This is a genomic window from Streptomyces sp. enrichment culture, assembly GCF_964273145.1.
Classification (GTDB): Bacteria; Actinomycetota; Actinomycetes; order Streptomycetales; family Streptomycetaceae; genus Streptomyces.
In genome coordinates this window covers 5,910,631-5,924,989 of sequence record NZ_OZ186873.1, presented here as the reverse complement: position 1 = coordinate 5,924,989, position 14,359 = coordinate 5,910,631, and the positions used below count along the sequence as shown (strand labels likewise).

General features: G+C 73.3%; 11 protein-coding genes and 1 pseudogene. 6 read left to right on the top strand and 6 right to left on the bottom strand.

All coding sequences use genetic code 11. From position 1 onward, the window contains the following. Window positions 1-272 precede the first annotated feature (272 nt). Window positions 273-1,427, top strand: a complete 1,155-nt coding sequence (locus ACSU6Z_RS26325; RefSeq protein ID WP_437049314.1) for a mechanosensitive ion channel family protein — start codon at window positions 273-275, stop codon at window positions 1,425-1,427. Window positions 1,428-1,464: 37 nt separating this feature from the next. Continuing rightward, a complete protein-coding gene (locus ACSU6Z_RS26320) occupies window positions 1,465-3,684 on the top strand; it encodes an NADP-dependent isocitrate dehydrogenase (RefSeq protein ID WP_437049312.1) in 2,220 nt (739 codons plus the stop codon). On the opposite strand, the gene ACSU6Z_RS26315 is transcribed toward ACSU6Z_RS26320, so the two are convergent. After that, window positions 3,635-4,066: a DUF5713 family protein gene (locus ACSU6Z_RS26315; RefSeq protein ID WP_437049310.1), complete on the bottom strand. Its 432-nt coding sequence runs from the start codon at window positions 4,064-4,066 to the stop codon at window positions 3,635-3,637. The two genes, ACSU6Z_RS26320 and ACSU6Z_RS26315, sit on opposite strands and share 50 nt — an antisense overlap. A gap of 86 nt (window positions 4,067-4,152) precedes the next feature. Between ACSU6Z_RS26315 and ACSU6Z_RS26310 the strand changes: the two genes are divergently transcribed. The 3 genes and pseudogenes from ACSU6Z_RS26310 to ACSU6Z_RS26300 all read left to right on the top strand — a co-directional run bounded on the left by ACSU6Z_RS26310 (window position 4,153) and on the right by ACSU6Z_RS26300 (window position 7,079). Next, window positions 4,153-4,950, top strand: coding sequence for an N-formylglutamate amidohydrolase (locus ACSU6Z_RS26310; RefSeq protein ID WP_437049308.1), 798 nt, complete (start codon window positions 4,153-4,155; stop codon window positions 4,948-4,950). Between the two features lie 164 nt (window positions 4,951-5,114). Further along, window positions 5,115-5,317 (top strand): annotated as a pseudogene (locus ACSU6Z_RS26305) (CHAT domain-containing protein); the annotation flags it as partial. 250 nt (window positions 5,318-5,567) lie between these two features. Continuing rightward, entirely contained in the window at window positions 5,568-7,079 is a 1,512-nt protein-coding gene (locus ACSU6Z_RS26300; protein WP_437049306.1) for a carboxylesterase/lipase family protein, read from the top strand. 166 nt (window positions 7,080-7,245) lie between these two features. On the opposite strand, the gene ACSU6Z_RS26295 is transcribed toward ACSU6Z_RS26300, so the two are convergent. From ACSU6Z_RS26295 to ACSU6Z_RS26275, 5 genes are all read right to left on the bottom strand, one after another. Next, window positions 7,246-7,431, bottom strand: a complete 186-nt coding sequence (locus ACSU6Z_RS26295) for a hypothetical protein (protein ID WP_437049304.1) — start codon at window positions 7,429-7,431, stop codon at window positions 7,246-7,248. A gap of 522 nt (window positions 7,432-7,953) precedes the next feature. Continuing rightward, window positions 7,954-8,490 (bottom strand): MarR family winged helix-turn-helix transcriptional regulator, encoded by a 537-nt coding sequence (locus ACSU6Z_RS26290; protein ID WP_437049303.1) that lies wholly within the window; start codon window positions 8,488-8,490, stop codon window positions 7,954-7,956. A gap of 330 nt (window positions 8,491-8,820) precedes the next feature. Then, window positions 8,821-9,582, bottom strand: a complete 762-nt coding sequence (locus ACSU6Z_RS26285) for a ZIP family metal transporter (RefSeq protein WP_437049301.1) — start codon at window positions 9,580-9,582, stop codon at window positions 8,821-8,823. Between the two features lie 324 nt (window positions 9,583-9,906). After that, window positions 9,907-11,181, bottom strand: a complete 1,275-nt coding sequence (locus ACSU6Z_RS26280) for a hypothetical protein (protein WP_437049300.1) — start codon at window positions 11,179-11,181, stop codon at window positions 9,907-9,909. After that, a complete protein-coding gene (locus tag ACSU6Z_RS26275; RefSeq protein WP_437049298.1) occupies window positions 11,168-12,010 on the bottom strand; it encodes an alpha/beta fold hydrolase in 843 nt (280 codons plus the stop codon). Before ACSU6Z_RS26275 ends, ACSU6Z_RS26280 begins: the two co-directional genes overlap by 14 nt. A gap of 256 nt (window positions 12,011-12,266) precedes the next feature. Between ACSU6Z_RS26275 and ACSU6Z_RS26270 the strand changes: the two genes are divergently transcribed. After that, a complete protein-coding gene (locus ACSU6Z_RS26270) occupies window positions 12,267-14,060 on the top strand; it encodes an AMP-binding protein (RefSeq protein ID WP_437049297.1) in 1,794 nt (597 codons plus the stop codon). Window positions 14,061-14,359: the final 299 nt, after the last annotated feature.

Genomic DNA, 14,359 nt, shown 5'->3' with positions numbered 1-14,359 from the left:
GGCCTGGAGGCGCCCACCGGTCGTCCGGTCCCCTCCTCTCCACCCGGCTCCCACCCCCCGCCGGGCCTGGTACGGATCGTTACCCCGCATGCGGCAGGATGAGCGGTCGCGCCGGTCGAACTCCTCTGCGGGCCCCCTCGCGAACCCCTTACGGACCGGCGCGATCGCACACCCCGGAATCGAGCAGGTGACGACGTGACGACACTTCACACCCGGCCGTCGGCGAGCGCTTTCGCCACAGCTGTCCCCCTCATGGCCCCGGGAGGTGACCGGTGACGCGCGACCTCACCGTGGACGACCTGGTCCTGGCCGGCATCGTGCTGGCCGCGGGTCTGCTGGGGGCGTTCGCGCTGCGGATGCTGCTGCGCTGGCTGGGCAGGCACGCCGGACGCACCCGCTGGAGCGGCGACGACGTCATCGTGGACGCGCTGCGCTCGGTGGTGCCGTGGGCGGCGGTCGTGGGCGGCGCGGCGGGTTCCGCGGCGGCGCTGCCGCTGACGCGGACGGCGCAGCACAACGTCCACCAGGCGCTGACCGTGCTGCTGGTCTTCGTGGCGACCCTGTCGGCGGCACGGGTGATCGCCGGTCTGGTCCGCACGGTGACGCAGTCCCGTTCCGGGGTCGCGGCCTCGGCGACGATCTTCGTCAACATCACCCGGGTCGTGGTGCTGGCGATCGGCTTCCTGATCGTGCTGCAGACCCTCGGCATCTCCGTCGCCCCGCTGCTCACCGCTCTGGGCGTGGGAGGCCTGGCCGTCGCCCTGGCCCTGCAGGACACGCTCGCCAACCTCTTCGCGGGCGTCCACATCCTGGCCTCGAAGACCGTGCAGCCCGGTGACTACATCCGGCTCAGCAGCGGCGAGGAGGGCTACGTCGAGGACATCAACTGGCGGCAGACCACCGTCCGCGACCTGTCCAACAACCTGGTCGTGATCCCGAACGGGCAGCTGGCGAAGACGAACATGACCAACTTCATGCGTCCCGAGCAGCAGCTGACCATCACCGTCCAGGTGGGGGTCGCCTACGACAGCGACCTGGAGCAGGTGGAGCGGGTGACGGCCGAGGTCGTCTCCGAGGTGATGACCGAGATCACCGGCGCCGTCCCGGAGCACGAACCGGCGATCCGCTTCCACACCTTCGGCGACTCCCGCATCGGGTTCACGGTGATCCTCGGCGTGGGCGAGTTCAGCGACCAGTACCGGATCAAGCACGAGTTCATCAAGCGCCTGCACCGGCGCTACCGCGAGGAGGGCATCCGCATCCCGGCACCCGCCCGCACGGTGGCGCTGCAGCAGGGCGCGGTGGTGATCCCCCGGCAGCGCACCGGTGACGGCCCCGGCGGGCGTTCGGGCGACGGTCCGGGCGCGGCCGCCGCGAATCTCCCCGCGGACCCCTGTCGAGACGACGTCGATCACGAGATATCTTGATGTCGAGCAATGTTGCAGACGTGGAGCGGAGCACCCGGTGACTGACTCGACCATCATCTATACGCACACTGACGAGGCCCCGGCCCTGGCGACGTATTCCTTCCTGCCGGTGGTCCAGGCGTACGCCTCGCAGGCGGGCGTCGCGGTGGAGACCCGCGACATCTCCCTGGCCGGCCGCATCATCGCCGTGTTCCCGGAGTACCTCACCGAGGACCAGCGCATCCCGGACGCCCTGGCCGAGCTCGGCGAGCTCGCCAAGACGCCCGCCGCCAACATCATCAAGCTGCCGAACATCTCGGCGTCGATCCCGCAGCTCAAGGCCGCCATCGCCGAGCTGCAGGGCCAGGGCTACGCGCTGCCGGACTACCCGGACGACCCCAAGACCGACGAGGAGCGCGAGATCCGCGCCCGCTACGACAAGGTCAAGGGCTCCGCGGTCAACCCGGTCCTGCGCGAGGGCAACTCCGACCGCCGTGCCCCGGCCTCGGTGAAGAACTACGCCAAGACCCACCCGCACCGCATGGGTGCCTGGACCGCCGAGTCCAAGACCAACGTGGCGACCATGGGCGAGAACGACTTCCGCTCCACCGAGAAGTCCGTGATCATCGCCGAGGACGGCACGCTGCGCATCGAGCTGGTCGGCGACGACGGCACCACCACCGTGCTGCGCGAGTCCGTGCCGGTCCGGAAGGGCGAGGTCGTCGACGCCTCCGTGATGCGCGTGGCCGCGCTGCGCGAGTTCCTCGCCGCGCAGGTCGCCCGCGCCAAGCAGGAGGGCGTGCTGTTCTCCGTGCACCTGAAGGCCACGATGATGAAGGTCTCCGACCCGATCATCTTCGGCCACGTGGTGCGCGCCTTCTTCCCGAAGACGTTCGCGAAGTACGGTGAGACGCTCGCCGCGGCCGGCCTCACCCCGAACGACGGCCTCGGCGGGATCTACAAGGGCCTGGAGTCCCTGCCCGAGGGCGCCGAGATCAAGGCCTCCTTCGACGCCGAGCTCGCCGAGGGCCCGGAGCTGGCGATGGTCGACTCCGACAAGGGCATCACCAACCTGCACGTGCCCTCGGACGTCATCATCGACGCCTCCATGCCGGCCATGATCCGCACCTCCGGCCACATGTGGGGCCCGGACGGCCAGGAGCACGACGCCCTCGCCGTCATCCCGGACTCCTCCTACGCGGGTGTGTACCAGGCCGTCATCGACGACTGCCGCGCCAACGGCGCCTACGACCCGGCCACCATGGGCTCGGTCCCGAACGTCGGCCTCATGGCGCAGAAGGCCGAGGAGTACGGCAGCCACGACAAGACCTTCGAGATCCCGGCCACGGGCACCGTCCGCCTGGTCGACCAGAACGGCACCGCCGTCATCGAGCAGTCCGTCTCGGCCGGTGACATCTTCCGCGCCTGCCAGACCAAGGACGCCCCGATCAGGGACTGGGTGAAGCTGGCCGTCACCCGCGCCCGCGCCACCGGCGACCCGGCGGTGTTCTGGCTGGACGCCACCCGCGCCCACGACGCCAACCTGATCAAGAAGGTCGAGCAGTACCTGCCGGAGCACGACACCGAGGGCCTGGACATCAGGATCCTGTCCCCGGTCGAGGCGACCAAGCTGTCGGTCGAGCGCATCCGCCGCGGCGAGAACACCATCTCCGTCACCGGCAACGTGCTGCGCGACTACCTCACCGACCTCTTCCCCATCCTGGAGCTGGGCACCAGCGCCAAGATGCTGTCGGTGGTCCCCCTGATGGCGGGCGGCGGCCTGTTCGAGACCGGCGCCGGCGGTTCCGCGCCCAAGCACGTGCAGCAGCTGGTCAAGGAGAACTACCTGCGCTGGGACTCCCTCGGTGAGTTCTTCGCCCTGGTGCCGTCCCTGGAGCAGTACGCCGAGGCCACGGGCAACGCCCGCGCCAAGGTCCTCGCCGACACCCTCGACCGCGCCACGGCGACCTTCCTCGACGAGGACAAGTCCCCGACCCGCCGCGTCGGCGGCATCGACAACCGCGGCAGCCACTTCTACCTGTCCCTGTACTGGGCGCAGGAGCTGGCCCGGCAGACCGACGACGCGGACCTGGCCAAGGCCTTCGCCCCGCTCGCCGAGAAGCTGGCCGCCAACGAGCAGAAGATCGTCGACGAGCTGATCGCCGTCCAGGGCAAGCCGGTGGACATCGGCGGCTACTACCAGCCCGACCCGGCCAAGGCCGCCGAGGTCATGCGCCCGTCGGCCACCTGGAACGAGGCGCTGGCCTCGCTGGGCTGACGCTCACCGGCCGCACCGGCCGCACCGGCCGCCCCGTCCTCCGTCCCGCCGGAGGGCGGGGCGGCCGTCTCCCGCCGCTCCCGGGGGCGCTCAGCTCCTCCACGTCGGCGCCGGGGAAACCGCAGGCCCGGGCGATGAACCGGAAGTCCTCGGCCGTCGGCTCCCGGACCACCGTCCCGATCCCGCTGCCGGCCTCGCCGAACGCCTCCTCCCTGCCACGTGTGCCGGCGCGTGCGGCGCCGCCGCGCCGGCGGGTTCCTCCGCCTCGGCGCACTCGCACAGCCGCAGCGGTACCGCCCCGGTCCACGGGGTGGCCGGGGCGGTACCCGTACCTGCCCCTCCTGAGCGGACGTGCGGCCGCCCGCTGACCGGTGACCGGCATGGTGCGCCCTGTGCTCGTCGCCCCGGTACCCCGCTCCCGCACATCCGGTCCCGCCGCACCCCACCGACAACGCCCCGGAGAAGCCCATGCCCGACATGCCACCCTCCTTCGAGCTGCTGCCCGGCGCCGCAGGCTCCCCCGTGATCCTCCATGTCCCGCACTCCGCACGGGAGATACCGCCGGACGTCCGCGCCGGCATCGTCCTCGACGACGATGCCCTGGAGCGCGAGCTGGACCACATCACCGACGCGCACACGGCCGAGATCGCCGAGGCGGCGGCCGGGCTGGCCGGCACCGCGCCGTGGCGGTTCGTGAACCGGTTGTCGCGGCTGGTCGTCGACCCCGAACGGTTCCCGGACGAGCGGGAGGAGATGACGGCCGTCGGGATGGGCGCCGTCTACACCCGGACCACGCACCGCGGCCTCCTGCGACCCGCGGACACCGATCCCGAGCCACTGATCGAGCGGTACTTCCACCCGTACGCGCGGGCGATGACCGAGGCGGTGGCGGACCGGCTCGCCGCCACGGGACGGGCCGTGATCGTCGACGTGCACTCCTACCCCACCGAGCGGCTGCCCTACGAGCTGCACGGCGAGGGCCCGCGCCCGCCGGTCTGCCTGGGCACCGACGCCTTCCACACCTCGCCGGGGCTGCTCGCCGCGGCTCGGGAGGCGTTCGCCGCGTGCGGGGGGACCGGACTCGACAGCCCGTTCGCCGGGACGTACGTGCCGCTGGAGTTCTACGGGAAGCGGGCCGAGGTCGGCGCGCTGATGGTGGAGATCCGCCGGGACACGTACATGACCGAGCCGGGCGGCCCCGCCGGGCCCGGCCTCACCCGCCTGGCCGAGGCCCTCGCGGCGCTCGTCGACGCCGTCTCGGACTGACCGGCACCGCCTCGGACCGGTCGGCACCGCCTCGGCCCCACCACCGGCTGGAGCGCTCCCGCGCGACAGGCGGCCCGGGCGCGGAGGTTGGGGAACGGCGGCTCGGACCACCACGCCGACCGACCGGGCCCTGCCCCCGGTGCGGGACCGGCCCGCCCTCGAAGCTGGCGCAGCGGGCGAGCCTGGCCCCCGGAGGCCGCTGCGGCTGCTGGTGTGGAGCGAGCGCTGGCGGACGACCGTGCCGTCCACGCCGCCCGCCCGACCCCCGGCCGACCCGGCGCTGCTCAGCGGCCCGACCGCGTACCGGGGGATCGCGGCCCGCACCGCATCGTCCTGTCCTGCTGCGACACCGCCCGCTTCGCCGCGGTGCACGATGGTCGCCGCCTGGTCCGGGGGCCGGCGGGTCGAGGCCCCGGAAGGCACCGCCCCGGAGTGGGCCGGCGACCGGGCCGGCCGGGTGCGCCTGCCTTCGTACTCGCCTCCCTCCTGCCCGATTCCGGGTAACTCGGTTGGCCGCGGGCGCGCTGTCTCATAGTCTCAAGATCACGTACTGCCGCCGGAACACCCGGCGCCCGGCAGGCCCCCGTTTCCCGTCCCATGTGGTGGAAGGCAGCATCATGAACGACGTCACCGTGTCGACCTCCCACGGATCGCTCCGGGGGCGGGAAGGCGACGGCGTCGTCGCGTTCCTGGGCGTCCCGTACGCGGCGCCGCCGTTCGGGACGTTGCGGATGCGGCCGCCGCAGCCGCCGGTCCCCTGGTCCGGGACGCGCGATGCCACGGCCCCCGGCGCGACCGCTCCGCAGCCCGGGTACGGCCCGGCCATGGCGGGCCTGCTGGAGGCGGCCGGCCCGCAGGGCGAGGACTGCCTCAACCTCAACGTCTGGACGCCGGCTCCCGGCCGGACCGGCGAGAGGCTGCCGGTCATGGTCTTCCTCCACGGGGGCGCCTTCCGCAACGGGGCGGGTTCCCTGGCCCTGTACGACGGCTCCCGGCTCGCCGCGGACGGGGTCGTCTGCGTCACGCTCAACTACCGGCTCGGGGCGGAGGGCTTCCTCCTGCTGCCCGACGGCACGGCCAACCTCGGGCTGCTGGACCAGATCGCGGCCCTGCGGTGGGTGCGGGACGACATCGCCGCGTTCGGCGGTGACCCGGGCAACGTCACCGTGTTCGGGCAGTCGGCCGGCGCGATCTCCGTCACCGCCCTCATGACGATGCCCGCCGCCCGCGGGCTCTTCCGCCGGGCCATCACCCAGAGCGGCGCCGGGCACCACGTCCACACGCCCGCCGTCGGCCGCCGGATCACCGAGCGCATGGCCGCTCTCGCCGGGGTGCCGTGCACGCGGGAGGCCCTGGCCGCGGTGCCCCCGGAGGTGCTCGTCGCCGCCGACGCGGAACTCGGCCGGGAGATCGCCCGCTCGCCGCAGCCCTTCCTGTGGGGCGAGTCGGCGGGGGGCGGCACGACCGTCCTGCCCGTCGTCGACGGTACGACGCTGCCCGCCCGCCCCGTCGACGCCATCGCGGCGGGCGCCGGTGCGGGAACCGACCTCATGACCGGCACGACGAGCGACGAGTTCAGGCTCTTCGCCGTGCCCATGGGCATCACACGCCGTATCGACGACACCGCCCTCAGGGGTCTTCTCAGCGGGCTCGGGCTTCCCCCGGAGGAGGCGCACGCGGTCTACGCCGCCGCGGCGGGCGCCGGCGCCGGCCCCGGGGACGTCTTCAGCGACGTCATGACCGACCACGGCTACCGGATCCCCGCACTCCGTGTCGCCGAGAACCGCGCACGGCACGGCGCCGACACCTACGTCTACGAGTTCGCCCGCGCCTCCGGGGCCGCCGGCGGTGCGCTGGGCGCCTGCCACATGGCGGAACTGCCGTTCGTCTTCGGCACCCTGGACGCCTCGCCGGAGGACCCGCAGCCCGGCGCGCGGGCTCTGTCCGAGCAGATGAGGGCCGCCTGGATCTCCTTCGCCCGCCGGGGAAGGCCCGCCCCGCCGCACGGTGCGCGGGCGTGGCGGCCGTACGCACCGGACCGGACGGTCCTGCGCATCGGCGAAGCCGCGGCCGAGGAGGTCCACGACCCCGCCTCCGCGCGGCGGCGGCTGTGGCAGGGACGGCGATGAACGGGGACCGCCGCGGATGCCTGCGTGATCGCCCCACGCGGAACGGAGCATTTTGCGTCATGCGAAGGAGCGGTGGCCCACACCCCGCCGAAGGCGCGGGGCAGTCCTCGGGAAATCCGGCCCCGCGCCGCTCGCAGCCGGCCGCGGACACGGCAGGGGCGGGCGGCTACTGCCAGGCGTCGGCCCCTCCGCCCCGCCACTCGATGAGGGGCGTGGTCCGCACCTCCTCGTGTTCGAGGTGGACGCCGATCCGCCTCATCACGGCCAGGACCTCGGCCACGTTCCGGGCCGTGCCCACCATTTCGCCGCCGACCGAGACCTGGCGGCGGCCGCCTTCGAGCCGCTGGTGCACGACGACCGGAGCCGCCCTCCCGTTCTCGCCGCCCGGCGGGCTGGGACAGTCCCACGGTCCGAGGCCCGGCCCCGCCGGGCCACGTCGCCTTCCGGGTACGCCCGTCACCCGTTCAGCCTCCCTCACGGTTCTCCTCCTCGCAGGACTGCCACCAGCAATTATTGCGTAGCGCAATACATGGGGGTGGCAGAGGCCGTGGGCCGGACCCCGCCCCCGGCTGCGGTTCGCGAACCCGCGGGCACGTCCCGGGAACTGACGGCACCGGCCACCGCGGCCGGTGAGGGAGCCGGTCCGGGCCCGCTCGCGTTCCGCCGGCGCGTCACCGCGTCCACGCCTCTCCCCGCCTCCGCCGTTCCCACCGGCCGCGCCGCCTCTCCGGACGCCTGCGACCCGTACGAACACACGCCCGCGGACGGTGGTTGCCGGGCCCGGCGGCGAACCGCGCCCACCGTGCTTCCCCGCCCCCGCGCGAGGCAGGTGGCGGGCGACCGCGCCGGTCCCCGGGCGCGGTCCTGTCCGGCGTCAGCCGTTCCGGGTGGCCGGGACGTCCACCGTCCAGCCCAACGGGTACGGCTCCGCCCCGTCCGTCTCCGACGCGAGCGGCTCCGCCCCGGCCTCGTTGAAGGCGGCCAGTGCCTCGACCAGGGCCAGCCGTTGCGCCGGCGTGAGCCGTTCCACGATCGCGGCGATCTCCGTGCGGCGGCGGGCGGTCACGTCCCCGACCGTCCGTCGCCCCTCGTCGGTGAGGCGCAGCAGCGTCTCACGGCGGTCGGCGGGGTTGACGTGCCGTTCGGCGAGCCCGGCCGCGATCAGCCGGTCGACCATCCGCATCGCGGTGGACGGTGCCACCTGCAGCTGCTCGGCGAGGGTGACGAGCTTGGTGGCGCCGCGTGTGGACAGCACCACCAGCATGCGGAACTGCGGGAGCGTCACCCGCTCCTCCACCGCGGCGAGGGAGCGGGCGGAGACCGCCACCAGCAACCGGGACGCGGTCAGCACCTCACGGGTCACCGCGTCCACGTCGTCCATGGTCCCCGCAGGGGTCTCGTGCTCCGGCATGAGTCATTTCTACCCTGGCCGAGCGCCCCGCTCGGCCACCCGGGGCAGTTCGGTCCTCCCCTGAGCGCGGCAACGCGGCGGCATCACGGTGTCCTCGCGTGGCGGCCCCCGGCGTGCCGCTCGGGATCCGCGCGCCGGGCCGCCGCGGTCCGGTGAACGCCGGGGCCCTGCGGGGGGGGGTGCGCCCGCCCGTCGGCGGGACGGGGCAGACGGCCCGCGCCACGCTGTGCTCCACCTCCCCGGTGCCACTTCGAAAAGCACGGTGCCCGCCCCGGACCCGCCGTCCCGCTCTCCGTCCGGCCGGGCCGTCCCGGTGGCGCGGCCGCCGGGTCAGGCGTGGGAGAGGGCGAAGGAGACCAGGAAACCGCTCACAGTGACCAGTCCGATGGCGAGGTGGGCGTCGTCGAACGCCTCGGGGATCATCGTGTCGGCGATCATGGCCAGGATGGCTCCGGCGGCCACGGCCGTGACCGCCGCGATCACAGCCGGGGGAAAGGCTCCCACCACCGTGTAGCCGAGCACGGCGGAGACGGTGCCGGCCGCCGCGATCGCGCTCCAGACGCCGAAGACGTACGCCTTGCCGCGCCCGGCCCGCTTCATTCCGGCAGAGCTGGACAGGCCCTCGGGCACGTTGCTGAGGAAGACCGCCGCTACGGTCACCAGGCTGACCGCGCCGCCGTCCAGCAGGCTGACCCCGATGACCGCGGACTCGGGGACGCCGTCCAGCAGTGCCCCGAGGGCGAGCGCCAGTCCCGATCCGCCCCGCTGGTTCTCCGAGGGCTGCGACTGCGCCGGCCGGTGTCCGGAGCGCTTGCGGTGCCGGGCGCCGCGCCGGGCCAGCCAGAGGTTGCCCAGGGTGTAGACGAGCGCGCCGGCGAGCGCGCCGATCGCCGCCGGGGCGAGTCCGGCCTGGTCGTACGCCTCACCCACCAGCTCGAAGGAGACCGCGGACAGCAGCACACCGGCGCCGAAGGCCATGACCGTGGCGATCACCTTCTGGGGCACGCGCAGCCCGTACCCGAGGCCGGCGCCGAGCAGCAGCGCGGAGCCCGCCACCAATCCCCACAGTCCCGCCTGCACCACGTCAGCCATGCCGCCACCAGTACCCGGAACGTCGCAGGCGTCACACGCGGCGCAGCCTCAACAGCTGCCGCCCGGCACGGTGACCGCGCGTCCGCGCGTCCGCAGGGCGCGAACCGCCGTGCCACCCGTCGTGGGGCCGTCCGCCCGGGTCCGGCCGCCTCACCCGGTGGGGTCCATCCGCAGCCCGTCGTCGGTGCCGGATTCCGCAGCCGGCACCCGTCACGCCGCGGGTGCGTGAGCGCGAGTTCGCCGCTGACGTGGTCGGCCATCGGTTCCGGCGGAGTCGTCGCACGCCTCCTGTTCCCGGCTGCGGGCCCCGGGTGGGATGACGTCCTACGCAGCGTGCGGCGTGTCCAGGAGCTCGGTCATCACCGAATGGATCGGGGCGCCGTTCAGCAGTTTCCCGAGTTCCTCGACGCCGTGCCGGCGTTGCGATGGGGTGAGCGAGAGGTACTGCTCGATGCGTTCGTTGAACGTCCGCCGGTACCTCGCGTAGAGCCCGCGGTCCTGCCGGACGCGGCCGGCCAGCTCGACCAGGGCGGCGGTCCCGGCGAAGTCGTCCTCCGGCAGCGGGTGACACGGAACCACATCCGCGAACCGGCCCCCGGTGTGGCCGAACAGCGTGCCGTCCAGCGCGCGCATGGTGAAGACGTGGGCGTAATGCTGCTCGTGGATCGCCAGGGGCAGCCGCCCCAGGGCGAGCGATTCGTGGAGTGCCGTGAGCCCGGGGGCCATCAGGTAGTGCGCGGTGCTCGCCGCCGCGTGGAGCAATTCACGCTGGCGCAGGAGGCGGCAGTCGGCCCGGCCGCCCGCGGCCCGGACGGTCCGTTCCCGGTTCTCACCGAACGGGCCGCCGCAGACGAGGACGCGACGGAACCGGGGCCAGTCGCGCAACAGGTCCGGAAGCCACTGGTGCAGCAGGAGCAGGTAGTCGTTGTTGACGTCGAAGTCCAGGAGGAAGTTCTTGAACCCACCGATGTTGATCAGCAGGTCGTATTCGGGCTCACCGGTGCGCGCGACGTCGTGCAGGCCTTCGACGTCGATGATCGAACCGGTGAGGTGCATCTCGAACCCCTCGCCCAGGGCGGCGAGCCCGGCTGCGCGCTCGGTGACACCGGGGAAGTTCTGAACGACGCTGTGCGTAGCGAGCAGGTGAGCCGCGACAATCCGCTCGTGCGGTGAGAGTCCCGACAGGTGCCGGTCGACGGCCGCGAAGTGGGAACGCGGCATGGTCGTGCACAAGTCGAGGATCGCGGCGGGCGCCCGTGTGAGCTTCCAGAAACCGAACAGGCTGTCCACCATGGTCACCGGTCGCCGCGCCACGACGGACCGGAACACCAACTCGGCGTCCATGACGGAGACCACGTGATCGCTGCCCCGCAGCAGGTCGTCGAGCATCGCCGACCTGGCGTTCCCCGACAGCTCGCCGATGTCGTGAACGGTGTCGAAGGCGTCGGGGTTGCGCCGGGCGAAGACAGCGGCGACACCGTCCCCGACGAACACCCGCTCGTGCTCGTGGAGCGGCCGGGAGACCGCGGCGAGTTCGGAGACCGGACCGAAGCCGCAGTTCTGCGCCCCCATCACGATCCGCACGTCACTGCCCTCCACCGGTGGTTCCCCGCGTACCGCCGGACGTACCGGCCGCGGAGGTGAGCACCTCGACGAGCCGTTCGGCGAAGTCGGCGGGATACCTCGCATAGCCGACGTGTCCGCCGGGGAACAGCTCCACGTCGCGGCCGAACCGGCCGGCGAGGACAGGCGTCGGGCGGTGCACGAGGTCCTCGCGCGAGGCATGGCCGCCGGCCCACACCACTTTGCCGGCCACTTCCTCCAGCGCGTCGAGGTCGGGTACGAAGCGCGTGAAGGGCCGGACGAAGTGGGTCAGGAAGAAGTCGGTGTTGTCGTGCGCTTCGGGGAGGGCCGGCGCGGGCCGGCCGCCGTGGAGGGCCTGCAGCTTGGTGAGGGCCGGTGCCGTTCCTTCACGGAGGTACGTCTCGCAGACGTCGTCGAGAAGTGCCAAGTGCCGCTCGGCGTCCGGAAGGACGCTCAGAACAGGTGGCTCGTGGACGACGGCCAGCCGGACCCTGCCCGGGTGGCGGATGGTGAGCTCCAGGGCGGTGAGCCCGCCCGAGCAGCTTCCGAAGACGTACACGGGCTCGTCCGGACCGGCGAGGTGTTCGATCAGGCGGTAGGCGTCGTCGGCGTGCTCCTCGACCCTCTGGTCCACCGGCGGGCCGTCGAGCACACTGCGCGAGTTCCCGCGTGGATCACAGGTGACGACGCGGTGGCTCCCGGCCAGGACTGCGGCCAAGCGTTTGTACACCGCCGCGTCGGAGTTGCCTCCCCCGATGAGCAGCAGGAGGGGCCCCTCACCGCGCACTTCGAAGTAGATGGTCGCGCCCGGTACCGCGAGCGTCCCGCTGTTCACTGGGTCCATCACACTCCAGGGAGGCGAAACCGGTGTGAGGGCACAGCGTCGCACGGCCGGAACGGACCGTGCAGAGCGCACGGGAGTGGGACCGCCGGCTTCGTGAGCCCCTCGTCCGGCACGCGCTTCCCCCTGCTCCCGTGCGCCGGTCTCATGAGGGGACGCACTGGGCATGCCGGTCACATCGGCCCCTGTCTCGCCACGGCCCTCAGGCAAGGAGACCCGGTTGACGGGCATCGAGGAAGTACGAAAGATCCTCCGTGACTTGGGGATCGAGGAAGAACTGCTACGCGAGGACGCGCAGGTGCGTGCGCATCTCGGCCTGGACTCCGTCGACCTCACGCAGATCCAGCTGGATCTGGCCGAGCGCTTCGGCATCCGCGTCGACCTCTGGGCGGAGCACGACTTCACCGTGCGGCGGCTCGGCGACATCGTCGGCGACCGCCGGCCCGGCGAGGGGGTTCGCGGGGAGTACCGGGCCCGTGGCTGGTGGCGCCCGGAACTCCTGGACGACATGGTGCTGAGCACACGCGCGCACGCGGGCCACCGCCCGGCAGTGGTCGACGCCGAGCACACCTTCACCAGGGCCGAGCTCGACGCGGCGGTGTCCGGCTGCGCCGCCCGGCTGGCGCACACCGGCATCCGACCCGGCGACACCGTGCTCGTGCAACTGCCGAACCAGGCCCGCCTCGTCGTCCTCACGCTCGCGTTGATCAGGTTCGGCGCGCGCCCGGCCCTCGCCCTGCCGGCCCTGCGCGAGCACGAACTCGATCCGGTGATCACCGCGTTGGCGCCGACCGCGCTGGCCGTACCGGCCCGGCATCAGCGCTTCGACCACCTGCGGCTCGCCGAGCGGCTCCGCGAGCGGCACCCGTCGGTACGCACCCTGCTCGTCTCGGGAGCCGGTGAGCGGGCCACCGGCCACGTGGACATCGACCGTCTCCTCGAGGCCGGCGCCCCGGTTCCCGCCCGTCCGGACCGGCATCCCCCGGACACCGCCCTCTTCCTGCTGTCGAGCGGAACCACGGGCGCTCCCAAACCCATCGCCCGAACCCATGAGGCGCTGGGTCACGTGATCCGCTGCGCGGCGGCGGCCTCGGGGCTGACACCCGGATCCGTGTTCCTCGCCGTCCTGCCGGTGACGCACGCCTTCGCCCTCTCCGCCCCGGGGGTGCTCGGCACGCTCGCCGGCGGCGGAAAGGTCGTGCTCGCCGGTCCGGACGACACGACCGCCGCCATGGAGCTGATCGAGCGGGAACGCGTCACGCACTGCGCGCTCACCCCCGCGCTCGCCCGGCAGTGGCTCGCGGCTCGCGCCGCCTCCAGCGGTGCCGACCTGTCGAGCCTGCAAGTCCTGCAGGTCGGCGGGGCGCGCTTGGACGAGTCCACGGCCGTCCGGCTGGCCGACGCCTTCGACTGCCGGATCCAGCAGGTGTACGGCATGAGTGAGGGCCGGGTGCACTTCACCCGGCTCGACGATCCGCCCGAGGTGGCGTTCACCACGCAGGGACGCCCCTCCTCGCCCGGGGACGAGACCCTGGTGGTGGACGGCGAGGGCCGGCCCGTCGCCGACGGTGAGACCGGCGAACTCCTGGTCAGGGGACCGGGTGTCATCACGGAGTACCACGCGGGCGCGGCGGCCTCGTCCTTCACCTCCGACGGCTTCTACCGCACCGGCGACCTCGTCCGCCGCCACGAGTCCGGGAACCTCGTGGTCGCCGGGCGCGTCAAGGACGTGATCAACCGCGGGGGGGAGAAGATCCCGGCGGACGAACTGGAGGCGCTGGCACTGGCGCACCCGGGTGTGCGGGCTGCCGCAGCCGTCGCGATGCCCCACCGGGTACTGGGTGAGGCCGTCTGCCTGTACGTCGTGGGCGGTGACGAGGGGGCGCCGTCCCTGCGGGAGCTGCGCGGGCATCTGGAGAACAGCGGTCTGGCCCGGTTCAAACTGCCCGAGCGGCTCGTCGAGGTTCCGGCACTCCCCCTGACCGCGGTCGGCAAGACGGACAAGGTGCGGCTGCGTCAGGACATCGTGGCCCGGTTGGGGGCCGAGGGCTGACGCGGCCGGGAAGCGGACGTGTGCGGCGGTGGCCGCGCACCTCGGGATCACCGCGGAGTCGCCGCGGGCACGGGTCCGCGAGGACGGAGCGCGGGCCGCGGCCGCCCGCGGCGGCCGGATCCGCGGCGTCGTCCTCCCCGTCGGCGGGGGCGCCCGGGGCGGATTCCGGGGATCGTCGCAACACGTGATCGCCGCCGTGTGACGGCGAGCGGTCCGGACGGCCGCTCGGCCGAGCAGTCCGGCCGAGCGGCCGGCGGTCGTTCCGGGCCGGGTGCCCCGGCCGGTTCGCGTGCGCCCGG